Source organism: Bernardetia sp. Wsw4-3y2 (assembly GCF_037126295.1).
GTDB lineage: Bacteria > Bacteroidota > Bacteroidia > Cytophagales > Bernardetiaceae > Bernardetia.
On the sequence record NZ_CP147017.1, the window covers coordinates 3,732,084 to 3,746,160 of the forward strand.

The 14,077-nt window shown below is 31.7% G+C and carries 10 protein-coding genes and 1 tRNA gene; 8 read left to right on the forward strand and 3 right to left on the reverse strand.

Translation table 11 applies throughout. The features are described 5' to 3' along the window. Window positions 1–2 precede the first annotated feature (2 nt). Genes V9L05_RS15335 through V9L05_RS15360 form a run of 6 tightly spaced genes read left to right on the forward strand, consistent with a single transcriptional unit; the run spans window position 3 to window position 9,192 of the window. Window positions 3–383, forward strand: a complete 381-nt coding sequence (locus V9L05_RS15335) for a hypothetical protein (RefSeq protein WP_338812739.1) — start codon at window positions 3–5, stop codon at window positions 381–383. Then, a complete protein-coding gene (locus V9L05_RS15340) occupies window positions 383–4,153 on the forward strand; it encodes a phage tail tape measure protein (protein ID WP_338812740.1) in 3,771 nt (1,256 codons plus the stop codon). Before V9L05_RS15335 ends, V9L05_RS15340 begins: the two co-directional genes overlap by 1 nt. A gap of 1 nt (window position 4,154) precedes the next feature. Further along, window positions 4,155–6,464 (forward strand): hypothetical protein, encoded by a 2,310-nt coding sequence (locus V9L05_RS15345; RefSeq protein ID WP_338812741.1) that lies wholly within the window; start codon window positions 4,155–4,157, stop codon window positions 6,462–6,464. Further along, window positions 6,461–6,925, forward strand: a complete 465-nt coding sequence (locus V9L05_RS15350) for a hypothetical protein (protein WP_338812742.1) — start codon at window positions 6,461–6,463, stop codon at window positions 6,923–6,925. The genes V9L05_RS15345 and V9L05_RS15350 overlap by 4 nt, the downstream gene beginning before the upstream one ends. Window positions 6,926–6,931: 6 nt before the next feature. Continuing rightward, entirely contained in the window at window positions 6,932–8,764 is a 1,833-nt protein-coding gene (locus V9L05_RS15355) for a hypothetical protein (RefSeq protein WP_338812743.1), read from the forward strand. A gap of 2 nt (window positions 8,765–8,766) precedes the next feature. After that, window positions 8,767–9,192, forward strand: a complete 426-nt coding sequence (locus tag V9L05_RS15360) for a hypothetical protein (RefSeq protein WP_338812744.1) — start codon at window positions 8,767–8,769, stop codon at window positions 9,190–9,192. Window positions 9,193–9,457: 265 nt separating this feature from the next. On the opposite strand, the gene V9L05_RS15365 is transcribed toward V9L05_RS15360, so the two are convergent. Both V9L05_RS15365 and V9L05_RS15370 read right to left on the reverse strand, forming a co-directional pair. Beyond that, entirely contained in the window at window positions 9,458–10,633 is a 1,176-nt protein-coding gene (locus V9L05_RS15365) for a site-specific integrase (protein WP_338812745.1), read from the reverse strand. Window positions 10,634–10,853: 220 nt separating this feature from the next. Beyond that, window positions 10,854–10,927: transfer RNA gene (locus tag V9L05_RS15370), tRNA-Ile, on the reverse strand. A gap of 459 nt (window positions 10,928–11,386) precedes the next feature. Between V9L05_RS15370 and V9L05_RS15375 the strand changes: the two genes are divergently transcribed. Then, a complete protein-coding gene (locus V9L05_RS15375) occupies window positions 11,387–11,803 on the forward strand; it encodes a response regulator (protein WP_338792389.1) in 417 nt (138 codons plus the stop codon). A gap of 131 nt (window positions 11,804–11,934) precedes the next feature. Further along, on the forward strand, window positions 11,935–12,543 hold the full coding sequence (locus tag V9L05_RS15380) for a GNAT family N-acetyltransferase (protein ID WP_338812746.1): 609 nt from the start codon (window positions 11,935–11,937) through the stop codon (window positions 12,541–12,543). Between the two features lie 112 nt (window positions 12,544–12,655). On the opposite strand, the gene V9L05_RS15385 is transcribed toward V9L05_RS15380, so the two are convergent. Further along, window positions 12,656–14,032 carry a tetratricopeptide repeat protein gene (locus V9L05_RS15385; RefSeq protein WP_338812747.1) on the reverse strand — a complete coding sequence of 459 codons (1,377 nt, stop codon included), beginning with the start codon at window positions 14,030–14,032 and terminating at the stop codon, window positions 12,656–12,658. Window positions 14,033–14,077 lie beyond the last annotated feature (45 nt).

The window sequence follows — 14,077 nt, forward strand, 5'->3', positions numbered from 1 at the left end:
GTATGAATGTAGAAATGTTGCGATTTGCTCAAAAATGGGCAACAAGAACAGAAGAAATTTTACGTCAAGAAATTGATAGGCTTGACGTGAAAGATACAGAAGCACTGCGAGAAGGTCTTAATTCTATCGTAAAGCAAGAAGCAAATAAAACGATTATAGAATTACGATTTAAAAAATACGGTAGGTATGTGGATATAGGAATTAAATCAAAAAAACAGACTAGAGAAAAACTAGTAAGCGAGATTTTAGGAAGTAAAAATAAAAAACAAAAAAATGATAAACGTTGGTATTCTCCAGTTTGGTTTGGTAGAGTTTCCAAATTATACGCAGCAATCGGATTTGATTTAGTAGAAAAAGTAATTAAAACAAAAGTAAACGCATAATGGCAGTTTTTCAAGACAAAATACAGGCTACAATAACTATCGACAATAACCAAGCTATCAATAAGTTAGGTGAATTGGAGATGGCTCATGCTGATGTGCGTGGAGAATTGAAAAATCTTGCTGGAGAAGTACGTAAATACGAAAATGAAGTAAAAAAACTAGCTAAATACGAATTAGGAGCAAAGAAATTTGAAGCTGCACAAAAAGAAGTAAATAAATTAAATATCTTTATAAGCAGATACGATACTCTTTTAAAGTCTGCAAATCAAACTTTAAAAGGAACAACAGCAGGAACAGAAGAATACGGAAAAGCAAAGGCTAAAGTAGATGCTCTTTCTACTTCTATAGAAAACTATAAAACAAGGTTAAAAGCTGCAAACAAAGAAATAAAAAGTAATGCTTTTGCTGCTCAAAAATTCGCAGAAACAAACGCAGAAGTAAAAAAACTAGAATTAAGTGTAGAACAATTTAACCAAACAGCCCAAAAAACAGAGAACGCAGCAAAAGCAGTCGACGAATACCGTAGCTCATTAAAAGCTACTGAAATGACGATGACTCAAATGAAAAAAGAACTTGCTATCGTTAATAAACAACTTGAAAATCAAGTTAAAGGAACAGCAAAACATACAGAATTATCGAATCGTTTTAGAGAATTAAACTCTGAAATCAATAATCAAAGAACTGCACTAAATTCTACAGAAACAGGCTGGAAAAAATTTACAGGCTCGTTTAAATCTTTTGGTTTAATGGCTGCTGGAGTAATTGGAGGCGAAATAGTAATGCAGGCGTTTCAATGGATAACTTCTTTTGTAATTGGAATAGCCACAGGAGCAGCAAAAATATCTGATTCTCTTTCAGATATTGAAAAAACTACTGGAATGTCGGCTGAAGAAGTGAAAAATCTAAATTCAGAACTTTCTAAAATAGATACTAGAAGCTCTACATCATCTTTACGAGATATTGCAAAAGAAGCTGGACGATTAGGAATTCCAAAAGAAGAAATAAAAGGATTTACAGAGCAAGTCGATAAAATGAATATTGCTTTGGGAGATGATTTTAGTGGAGGTGTTGTGGAAATCACAAAAACTCTTGGAGGAATTCAAAAAGCATTTAAGGAAACTAAAGAGATGAAAGCAGATGACGCAATGAGTAGAATTGGCTCATCAATTAATGCTTTAGCATCATCAGGAAATGCAGCAGCTCCTGAAATTGCTGATTTTACGAAAAGAATTGGCACATTAGGCAATCTAGCACCTCAGATTTCAGAGGTTATGGGTTTAGGAACTGCTCTAAGTCAGCTAACATTAACGTCTGAAGTCTCATCAGGAGGTATTACAAATATTATTATGAATGCAGGTAAAAATCTTGATGCCTATGCTTCACAAATTGGAATTACGACAAAAGAATTTAAGAACTTACTTAATAATGATCCAAACGAAATGTTACTGCGTTTGGCTGATTCAATGCAAGGACTTGATAACGATCAGATTATCAAAGTTTTAGGGAACTTAAAAGTTGAATCTCAAGAGTCTGTTAAAGTTATGGAGCAACTCGCAGTAAATACAGACTTGGTAAGAGAAAAACAAGCTCTAGCAGCAGATGAATTTGAGAAAAACACATCGTTGCAAAAAGAATTTGATATAAAAAACCAAAATTTTGCAGCTACTTTAGAAAAAGCAGGCAAAGCATGGAATTCATTCGTTGCAGGAATTGGCTCAACTTTTCAGCCTATTATGCAGGTTGCACTTCAATTATTCACTAAACTTTTTTCTAAAACGGAGAAAGCTCCTGAATCTTTGCAGCCCTTAATAAAAGTCTTTGCAAGACTTTGGGATAGCTTAAAGACTATTTTTGGTGCAGTTTGGAACTTAATAAATGCTTTTGGTATTTTTGATGGAGAGAGTGATTTATGGAGATCTTCTATCAAAATTTTAGCAGCAGTTGTCGAAATTTTAGCTTTTCAGTTTAATTATGTTGCTCAAAAAATTAAAGAAGCAAAGAAAGATTTTATAGAGTTTTATAACGAATCTGAAACATTTCGCAGAATTGTAACAGGTTCAGTTGCAGCCGTAAAACAAGTGTTTCAAAACTTTTTTAAAACAGTTGGGGATGGCTTTATGGCTATTAAAGATTTGCTAATTGCGATTGGAACAGGAGATTTGAAAATGTTTGAATCTGCATTGTCAAAAACTTGGGAGGTTCTAAAAGATTTGGCTTATGGAAATGCTGTCAAAGTAGGCGAAAAATTCGCAGAAGGATACATAAAAGGAGCAGATAAAATAGAAATAAAACCCAAACTTTCTACTGAAGAAGCTGCAAAACAATTAGAAGACTTTACAAAAAAACAAGCTGACTTAATCGCTAAAGTGCAAGGGCTTAAAAAAGTGTCCAAATCTGATAAAGATCCGATTTTGACCGAATTAGATTTTTACTCTACTTCTACAGAAGAACAAAGAAAATTAATAGAAGCAAAAGTAAACGAACTTATAAAAGTAAATAATCAAAGACTTTTTGCCTCAAATAATAAAGCAGCAGGTAAAAAATCGAATAAAGACTACGAGAAATTAGTAAAAGATTACGAAGACTTCAATAAGAAAATTCAAGATTATAAGAAACAAAATTTTGAAAGTACGCTTTCGGAAGAAGAAAAAGAAATTTCGGCAGTCGCTGACAAGTATAATGCTATGCTTGACGAATTAGATAAATTCAAACTTTCTGAATCTGAAAAGTTAGCTAAATCAAATGAGCTGACTGAAATGTTCGCTCAAGAAAGAGCTGTTATTGAACAAAAATACAGAGAGCAAGAAGCACAAGCCAAAGAAGAAGCTAAAAGAACTATCGATGAATCTCAATTAGATGAATTTGATAGTGAAATCTTGGCAGTTGAGAATAAGTACAACGAACTTATTCGATTAGCCCAAGAACATGGCTTAGAAATAACTGCACTAGAACAGGCTAAAGCTGATGCTATAGATGCGATTTACAACAAACAAACTGAATCACAGACTGCAAAAACAATAGAAGAAAACGAAAAACAAAGACAAGCGACTTTCCAATTTGCAAACACGCTTACAGATTTGTTCACAGCAACGAACAATTTGATGGGAGAGCAAAGCGCAGGTTATTTAGAGTTTCAAAAAATGATAACTCTTGCTCAAATCGCAATCGATACAGCAAGTGCAATTTCTTCTATTACGTCCAAAAGTGCAGCTACTTCACTTACTCCAATCGACATGGCTATAAAAATAGCTTCTGGAATTGCCGTTGTGATTGGAAATATAGCAAAAGCAAAACAAGTTCTTTCCACAGCCGAAACTCCAAAAGCTCCAAAATTCTCAAAAGGAGGAAAAATAAATATTACTGGAGATAGTCATGCAAATGGAGGAATTGCCATGATAAATAAAGCAGGTGCAAAAGTTGGTGAAATGGAAGGAGGAGAATCTTATTTACTTCTTTCTAAAGATACGACTAGAAATAATTCTCCTTTAATAAACGCACTTTTGCAAAGTTCACAGACAAACGGAGCAGCCGTTCAGCCAAATTTTTCAGGAATGCAACAGGCTATCCGAACAAGTAACACAACTATTAATAATACTACAAATCAAAATAGTAATTCAGACGAACTTTTGATGCGATTGATAGCAGAAACTAGAATGAATAGAGAAGCATTTGAAAATATGAAAAGAGAATCTAAATCTTATGTTGTTTACTCTGAATTTAAAGATGTAGATGATAGAATGAATTCTATAAAAAATTACCAAGGACAATAATATGGCAGTAACTCTAAATAGCGCATCTTTTCTAAGAGTATCAGGTGTAGTACCTCGTTTATCTTGGGCTAGAAATATTGTGTTTGTAAACTTACAAGCAGATGCAAACTGGCATCTAAATAATTCTTATTTTCTAGAGCTAGAAATTGGTGTTTTTGACATAAATCAGCTAAGTTTTACGAAATTAGGCGAAACTCTAATCGAAGAGCCAAGTTCTGAAGGAGTTGTGCAATTTGAGATACAGCAAAAAATGCAGGACTATGAAGGAATAAATATTCCTGCGCCTGATTTTAATGCTACACAGATTGTACAACATACAACCCCCACATTTTACATAAAAATTTTTGAAGTTGTTGATAATGTAAAAACACAAATAGAGCTACAAGGAATGTCAGGCTCTCTCGGAAACAGATTCTATTTAGTAGATGCAATAGATGCAGCTTTAGATAGAGAATCTTTTTCATATCAGCAGCAAGACGACTGGATTTTTGGGAATATAGAAGATGGAGATAGAAGATTTTTAACAAGCGTAGAAGATCCAAAATCTACCACAAAATTTGCAAATGAGTTTCTTTATTGGTTTGGCTCACAACCAAATAGAGATCTAACAGTAGATTGTGTTATCTATTACGATGATGATACAGAAGAAACTGTAAGACTTTTTGACTACTTACCTGGTTATCATATTCAGTGTATTCCAACTCGTTACGATATAATTAAAGCTAAATCTACACAACCTTTAAAAAATATAATTGCTTGGAGTGTATATGCTGCATATAATTCGTTCCTGCTATCTCAATATTTCAGGTATGAAATTGCAGATCAACCAAACCGAGAAGCAAAATATTTTTTGAGTAAAAATAGTTTTGGAGTATTTGATACACTCGTTTGTCAGGGTGATTATGAAGAATTTTTAGAAGTCGAAAATGAAACAGCAAGCAAAAGAGACTTTGCTAACTATGCGCTCACAGATGCACAAAAATTTATCATTTCTCAAAAAGGAACTCGTGGAGGAACAGCAAACACGGCTTTTCTTACTCGTTTACAGTCGGTTGTAAAACAAGATTTTGTACTTTCTAGAGAAATGCTTTTGCAAGCTGAAACAGGATTTATTCCTATTATTGCAGAAAAAATAAAACATATTTATTCTGTTAAAAATAATAACCTTATTGGTTTGTCTTTCGAATATGTCCACGCTCACAATGTTAAACACTATACAAATAAGATATTTAGACCAGTTCTAGGAGAAGTGCCTACACCTCCTACTTTACCAAAATTTACAATTCGTAATACAGGAGCTGCAAATTCTTATGTAAGAGTAGAATATGATGCTGAAGTTGTAGATGTTGCCCCAAATTCTGAAGAAAGTATAGAAATAGGCGAAAATGTGTCTATTACAGTCACTTGGGGAATTGTAGACCTAGATTTAGGTTTCTTAGATGCTTCTACAATAGATATTTCTTATCCAAATTATTCTTTTCCTGCTCGTATTGTAAACGCTACTTTTGATAGTATCGTACAAGCAGGAAGTACGGTTGTAGCTATTCCAGATCAAGATGGAGTTGAAAGAGCAAGACGCATTACTTTGCCAATGCCAAACAACGATTATTTTGCAGAGATAAAGTTTAGAGAGTTAGAATTACTCTTAGACTACAATTTTGAAGATCCTTATTGTGTAAGTGATGTAAGTGATGGTTCACCAGTTGTAACAATAAAAGACAGAATTAATAGAATTCCAAGTGTAACACAATCTACTCCGACTCTACGAGGAACAAAACAAAGCAATTATATAAATCTTTCTGCAAATCAAAAATATCAAATTACTTATCCTTCTATACCTTCTTTAGCAGGAACAAGTGTAACTACTTTAAGTATGTTTTTTGTAGGAAAAGCTACGCAATTAGCTAATGCAAACATACTTGAGTTTTGGGACAATAGTAGCAATTACTTATACGGTTCTGCCAGATTAGCATATGGAAGTGGGAAACTCTTTACTGCATATAACGCAGGAGGAGGAGGACCTTCAAATCTAATACCTAGCTTTTTTAATTACTTGAATATGCCCTTTTTATTTAGGGATTTAAGAGGTTCTGCTTATCAATTTGGCAGTATGAATGCCTTTGTTAATGGAGAGTATTTTAGTCATTCGCATCATTCTCATATAAAAGATTTCTTCCCACTTCAAGGCATTACAATAGGAGGAGGTGGAGCGACAGATATATATAGAATACTACAAATAAAAGATAGTATTACAACAGAAGAGAATAATATAATCACAGAAAAACTTAAACAAAAGTACAGCGTACTATGAAACTAATTTTTAAACAAGATTCTGCTTTAGAAAAAGTACGCATATTAGATAACATGCGAGATGAAATTTCTAAAAAGATTTACCAAGGTGTAGAATTTTCAAACGAAGCTACACTTGCTTTAGCTGTTTTTCCAATCTCTGATGCAGAAACTATTTTTTCTGTTGTTGATGACAAAATAGTGAAAGGGGCTTACAATTTTAAAGTAGAAAATCCTGAAAATTGGGGCTATTCCTACGCAGAATTTCACCCAAGTAGGTATTATAATTTAGAAGAATATGAAGGACAAGAACTAATAGATAAAACAGCAGAACAGCAAGAAAAAAAAGACTGGGTTTGCTATTATATTTCTCCAGTAGAACTAGAAAAAATTGGCTGGACTGATGCAAAGCAAGTTCCAGACTTTGTAACTGAAGTGTTTGAGATATTAGGATGTGAACCTGATGAAATTGTAAACGACTAAACAATTATGTTAGAAATAAGTGCAAAAAACGCATCGTTAGACTTACAAAACGATGCGAAAATTACGATAAAACAACAAAATCCTCTTTTTTCTATAATAAAAAAAGAGGACAAACAGTCGTATTCATATCCTTTTACACTTCCTCGTTCTCGTATAAATAACAGTGTTATTTCTAACAATTTAGAAGAACAAAAAACAGAAACTTTACAAGCAATTTTGCGTGCAAATGGTGTTCGTTTGTTTAAAGCCGATTTGAGAATTACAGAACGTAAAAATACAGGCTATGAAGTTGCACTACAATTAAACAAAAAAGTCGATTTATTTAATCGTAAACTCAATACTCTTTTTGATGAATTAGGGACGTTTTTTGTTACAGAAGATAATCATTTTGTAGATTTAACGTTGCGTAGCATTGTTACTACCCCTTTTTGGGATAGTTACACAGGTTCAATAACTGCAATCGTAACAGGAATATCCTACACCGTATCGAACACTTGGGATAATCTTCTTTCAGATTTAGCAAATGCTATAAATGCAGATACTAATAGCAATGCTATTGCAACCGTGGACGGACTAACTAGAATTAAGATAGAACGGTTTGACACCAATTTACCTTTCTATGCTTATCCTGATAATACAAAAACTACAAATTCTACTAATCTATCTGTTTTAGCATTTATTCCATATCCAGTTAATTCTTTTTCTAATAAAACTCTAGCAAAAACACATGCAAATGCAACTCATGCTTTAGCAGATTTTAGAGATAGTCCTTATTGCTTTCCAATGTTTTTAGCAGAAATGGAAACTTCAAGTTCAGGTTCTTTAGAGTTCCCTTTTGTTGTCATAAATGCAGTAGACCAAAGCACAGCAGAATATGAAGCCTACAACGATGCCGTATTTTTGCCAAATTTTCGTATTACAGCAGTTCTTGAAAAAGTTTTGAGTTTAGAAGGTTGGACACTAGAAAGCGATTTTTTAAAAGATATAGAGATAGAAAAATTATTTCTTTTAAATCCTTATTCAGTTGCTTATAAAACATCAACTTGGGATATTCAACAGTATTTACAGTTCTTTTGGTCTGATTGTTTACCTGATCTTAGTCTCGCCGAATTAGTTACAGAAATACAACAGCAATTTTGTCTTAATGTAAATTACGATCATACTCGTAAAATTTTAAAAATAGATACAGCAAACTCTATTATTTCAAAGAAATTTGCAAAAGAGTATGAGTGTACGCCCTTCTTTTCAGAGAAGGATAAAGATAAACAAACAGGCTATACACTAAAATATAATATGCCTGACATTGAAACTGACTTAGAGATAAGTACAGGTTTTCTAACTTCTAAAACCACAGGGAATGGAAAAAAAGAGATAATTTCAAATTTTCCTTTTTTGCCTTTATATCAGGCGATACCTTCTGTTTTTGCTTTTCCTTTTTTAGTCGGAGGTTTGAAAATGCCTTGTAGTTTTGCAAAATTTGGTTATGTTTCTGGATTTGAGTTAGATATAACTAAACAATTTTGGCTCAAAGAAGGTGTAGTAAAATCAATCAATTTTATGTCTTATATAGACAGACAAGCCAAATTTCAAACAGATAACTATTCGTTGTTATGGGAGGTCCTATACAATCAATTTTGGAAAAATTATCTTGAACTCTTAGACAAAAGCGAAGTAGAAAGAGAAATTATTTTTACTTTTTCAGAATTGCAAAGTTTAGATTTATTGCAGCGCATACGATTAGAATATTCTAACTATTATATCAAAGAGTTAGAATATACACTTACGAATAACGAACAATTTCGTATATTAGCGAAAGTAAATTTAATTAAAACTATTTAGAGATGAATGCATTAGTAGAGAATCTAATTAAACAAAAACATCCTAGCGATACCAAAATCAAAATTATAACAAAAGGAAAAGAGTATAATTATGATACATTTGATTTTTCTTTTCATAAAGCAGCAAAAGCTAAAGTTTCTGATACTAGAACAGTACTTATACCAATAGAGATAGATTTTAATGAATCGTATCATTTATTTGGAATATCTTTTTGTATTACAACTGAACAGTTAAAATCACATCCTAATTTTCTTAGTGATTGTGTATTTTTAAACCAGGACAAACAAGAACACAAAATCATACTGCAAACTAGAAACAACATACTTGAACTGTTTAATTTAAAAATAGAATCACAATATTTTTTTTATGTTACAAGGTTTGTTTTTTTGATTGACCCTAAACAACACGGAAAACTACAAGGATTATGATACCAAATAAAAAAACAAGAGCATATATTTTTATACCAATAGCTATTTTAGTTACCTGGTTGATTGAATTTAAACATTTACAAATATTTGAGCATAGCGTTTTATCTTATTTAGGACAAGGGCTGTTTGTTTGTTTATTTTTTGTATTTTTTTGGCTTGGGCTATGCCATTTTACAAACAAAATATTTTCTTATTTCGGATATGAGGAATAATAACTAAAATTCATAATAAGAGGATAAATAAGTCCTAAGTTGGATTTAATCTATCATAACAAATGCGCTACACTTCTTTGAATAGTTTCAGGAAGTACTTTAGCATAATGTCTAAGGGTTGTTACAATACTAGAATGAGAAAGTAATTTAGAAACAATTTCTAAAGGGACATTCTCAAAATTTAAAAGTATCATACCAAACGTTTTTCTAGCTACGTGCGTAGTTAGATTAATTGAAAATTCACATAAAACGGCTATTTCTTTTAAATATTCGTTTCTCTTTCCATTTCCTTTTGTGGGTAAATCATAGTCATATTTCTCTAATAAAGACTTTGCTTTACTAAATAAAGGAACTTCTATTGTAGTACCCGTCTTTTTTCTTTTAAATTTTATCCAAGTTTCGCCACGGACTTCAACTAGATTTTTTTTAGGGTTATCATTAAATTCTAGTACATCACAATGAGCTAGACCAGTATAACATTGAAATAGAAACACATCTTTTTCATCATTAAGTCTTTCAAGATGAAATACTTTATTTTCTAGTATTTCAAGCTCAAAAGGATATAAAAAGACAATTTCTTTTTTTTCATTCTTGACTTTCAGATTAAGATTTGAAACAACATTTTTTTGTATTTCTTCTCTATCTAAAGCTAAATCTAAAGCTGATTTGATAGCTCCTACTTTCCTTCTTGCAACACGTCCCGAATTAGGTTTTTCTAATTTAGTTTTGCAAAATTCAAAAAAACCTTCAGCATGATGTTTTTTAAAATCATTCGCAGGTAGATGAAGTAATTTGTTTGCTTTCAAAAAACGCTCAAAATGCCTACAAGCAACATCGTGTTTGCCTACACTCACAGCTTCCCAACCTTCACTTGCTTTATGTCCTACATATTTTCGTACAGCTTCTAAAACTGTCAAAGGAGGTTTCCTTTTATCTATGTATATAGACTTTACAAGGTGAGCTGTCGGATACTCTCCCAAGCTGTCTAAACGATTATAACACTCTATTAAGTTTGACTTGACTAAAGTAAGTCTATCATTGAATTGTTTTGCTTGTTTGTGAGCAACGACAATAGGGTTTTTCCATTGTTTTGGACTATCCAAAACAACACCTGTAGAGATAGGTTCTTTTTTGCCATCAATTGTAATTCTTGCACGAATCGAATAACGACCAGATGATAATTTTTGTGAAAAGAAATGTAAATCCAAGCGATTAAAAGATTTAATCATTTTTTCGTATTTAAATGAAACATACATTTGTGTCCATTTTTAAAAAAATGATATGAGTTACTCTGAAGAATTTGAGATACCTTATGAGTTACTTGATATAAAAAAAGCCAAAAATATTTCTACTTTCGGCTTTTTACATCGTTTTTATCGCTGCAATACATACTTTTTTCAAAGTCTGATTTTAAAATATGCGTTTTTACTTCTTAAAAACGTTTTGTTGTGGGTCCACCAGGGCTCGAACCTGGGACCACCTGATTATGAGTCAGGTGCTCTAACCAACTGAGCTATAGACCCATTCTCTATTTATTTTTAAATAAAAGAACTCCCTTTGTCTGAAAGGGAATGCAAATCTAAGAAAAGATTTGTATATCTACAAGTAAAAAGATAAAAAAATAGTTCAAAAAAGGGTTTTTTTATAAAAATATCAAATTAGAGAAAAATTGCTGTAGAAAATAGAATCTATTTTGCGTATAGATTTGCTATAACAAAAGATTATTTTTTTCTTTGAGTAAATTTATATAGATTGTATGATAAATGCTTATGTTTATCGCTTCTATTCTATTAAGAAATTTCAATACAGGAAATAAAATTTATTGTAAATCAACTTATTGAATAATCTATTATCAATTATTATTTAAGTTAATTTATTTTTACACATCATTATTTAGCGAGCAGAACTTATTCAATTTATTTAATAGTCATTTTTGCTCATTTAATTAGTTTGCACTTTAACTCAGAATTAAATTTATTCGTATGGCAGATAAAAAATATTATGCAGTAATGCTGATTGACGATAATGAAATCGACAATCTTATTAATCAAAAAATGATTCAGACAGCAGAAATTTGTGATAAAATTTACACACATTCAGGTGCAAAAAGTGCGATCGAATTTTTACGTAATGTAGAAAAGATTGCACAAGACATGCCTAATAATAAGGTTCTTCCACAAATTATATTCTTAGATATTGATATGCCTCTTATGGATGGATTTCAGTTTTTAGATCAATTCAATACACTTTCTGATTTTACTCAAAATTATTGTAAAATTGTAATGCTTACTTCTTCTATCAATCCGAAAGATATGAGCAAGGCGAAAAATTATAATTTTGTACGTAAGTACATCAATAAACCTTTAACACACGAAACATTGAGAGAATTAGAAGTATAATCTAATAAGACTACTCAAATTATTTCATTGATTCAATAAACTGTTTTTTTAATTATATGAAAATGTAATTAAAAAAACAGTTTTTGTTATTTATCTATGTTCATCAAACAATAAATCTTCCTACTTTTTTCATGCATATACAATTATTCACAGGAGATGCTATACAACCCTATATTCGAAATTTAGCAGGACTTAGAATCGAAATATTTAAAGAATATCCTTATTTATACGATGGCGATTTTGATTACGAACAAGTATATTTATATTCTTATATTCATGCAAAGCATGCAGCTGTAGTGTTAGCTTTTGATGGAAAAGAGGTTGTTGGAGCTTCTACCTGTATTGCTTTAGAAGAATCAGATACATTTATTCAGTTTCCTTTCATTGCAAAAGGTTATGATATAAGTAAAGGAGTTTATTTTGAAGAATCTGTCCTACAAAAAAAATACAGAAATCAAGGAATAGGAGTTCGTTTTTTTGAAGAACGAGAAAAGTGGGCTGCTAATTACTTCAAAAAGAAGAATATAATTGAAGGAAGATTTACTACTTTTTGTGGAATTAATCGTCCAGATGACCATCCTTTACGTCCTAAAAATTACCAAACCTTAGAAGAATTTTGGAAACATAGGAAGTATGAGAAACAACCAAACTTACAAACTCAAATTGCTTGGAAGGACATAGAAACAGAACAAGAAGAGTTTCATAACTTAACATTTTGGCTAAGAGAGTGGGACAAGTAAGTTAAGAGAATAAGCATAAAAACTTATAGTATTCAAAAACCCTTTCTAAAAAATATTTTAGAAAGGGTTTTCTTTTTATTATTGTACTAGAATAATTAGATGTTAAGAGAAACTATTCTCCATCAGTGTCTGCACCTTCTACAACATCTTCTAATTTTTCTTCTTCTACTTCCTCGTCATTTTTCTTGAATTTTTCTAGTTCTTCATAAGCAGCATACTTATAAGAACCATATTTTGCACGAGTAAAAGCACCAGCAGCAGCTTCTGCTTGATCTAACTTTTGGTAAAACATACCAAGAGCAAAGTTATATTGTGCTTTCGTTTCTGCATCTATGCCTGGAAATTGAAGTAAATCTTCTAATGTTTTGATAGCATCCTGTGTACTTCCCATTTTATGCTGTGAAATAGCTTTGATAAATACAACAGCATAATTTTTTGGTTGAGAAGCCAAACATTCGTCAGCAGATTTAATAGCATCTTCATACTTACGAGATTCTAATTGAAGTTCTGCAAGATCTGCAAATTTCTGAGAACGTTTTACTGCATTAGGTTCTGTCTGAATAGAAGATGATTGGTGTTCGATAACAGCCGATTTATCTGTCGCAGAAGCAGCAATTTTTACCAAAAGGTCATGTGCTTGAGGAAAATCCTTACGCATTTCTAACGCTTTTTCTACTAATTCTTTACTTTTTTCTAAGTCATATACTTTGAAATAAGAAAGAGCAATTGCGTGATAATACTGAGGCATTAGTTTAGTTATACGAGCCATAAAAGGACCTACTTTAGCATTATTAAGAGCTTTTTCTTTCTCATCATACATTTTTAGATTATGATAAGCAAAACCAAGTTCAAAATAATAACGAGCAATTTCTTTTGGATTATCAGTCGCAAGCATTTCAGTAGCTTTTAACATAGCTGTTTTTGCTTGTTCATATTTTCCTACTGAATTGCTATATTTTGCTTCGTAGTAAAGAACATTCAAATCATCTGGAGCAAGTTTTTTGAGGTCTGCAATATGCGCTCCAGCTTCTTCCAAACGCTTTGTTCTGTCTAAAATCAAAACAATATTAAGTTTATAATCTGTTTTTCTTTTTGCATCAGTATCATATTTGAACGCATTTTGATAAGAAGCTATCGATTGATCATACTTGCCTGTAATTTTGTAAAGACGAGCTAAACGTTCATGAGCATCTACAAAGTCTTTCTTGATAGAAACAGTTTTTTCTAAAGAAGCAATTGCAGGGTCAGCTTCACGAAGCACTAAATGACAAAGTGCTTTGTTGTAATGATATTTATAAACAGTAGGGTCTTTTGTTACTGCAATATCAAACTGCTCAAGGGCAGTTTTCCATTGTTTTTGCTTTCGAAAGTTTTCGCCTTTCACAAAAGCATCTAGTGCCTCACCAGTTGGCTGCGCTTGCGCCTGAACACCATTTGTAAATAATAAACCTATACAAAAGATAGGAATTAAGAGTAATTTAAATTTCATATTGATACCGTTTTATGTAACGAAATAGAATAGGTAAGATTTTTT

Coding starts and splice junctions, on each gene's coding strand:
- V9L05_RS15340 (WP_338812740.1), top strand. CDS start 383: ATGGCAGTTTTTCAAGACAAAATACAGGCTACAATAACTATCGACAAT.
- V9L05_RS15345 (WP_338812741.1), top strand. CDS start 4,155: ATGGCAGTAACTCTAAATAGCGCATCTTTTCTAAGAGTATCAGGTGTA.
- V9L05_RS15350 (WP_338812742.1), top strand. CDS start 6,461: ATGAAACTAATTTTTAAACAAGATTCTGCTTTAGAAAAAGTACGCATA.
- V9L05_RS15355 (WP_338812743.1), top strand. CDS start 6,932: ATGTTAGAAATAAGTGCAAAAAACGCATCGTTAGACTTACAAAACGAT.
- V9L05_RS15360 (WP_338812744.1), top strand. CDS start 8,767: ATGAATGCATTAGTAGAGAATCTAATTAAACAAAAACATCCTAGCGAT.
- V9L05_RS15385 (WP_338812747.1), bottom strand. CDS start 14,032: ATGAAATTTAAATTACTCTTAATTCCTATCTTTTGTATAGGTTTATTA.
- V9L05_RS15375 (WP_338792389.1), top strand. CDS start 11,387: ATGGCAGATAAAAAATATTATGCAGTAATGCTGATTGACGATAATGAA.
- V9L05_RS15380 (WP_338812746.1), top strand. CDS start 11,935: ATGCATATACAATTATTCACAGGAGATGCTATACAACCCTATATTCGA.
- V9L05_RS15365 (WP_338812745.1), bottom strand. CDS start 10,633: ATGATTAAATCTTTTAATCGCTTGGATTTACATTTCTTTTCACAAAAA.
- V9L05_RS15335 (WP_338812739.1), top strand. CDS start 3: ATGAATGTAGAAATGTTGCGATTTGCTCAAAAATGGGCAACAAGAACA.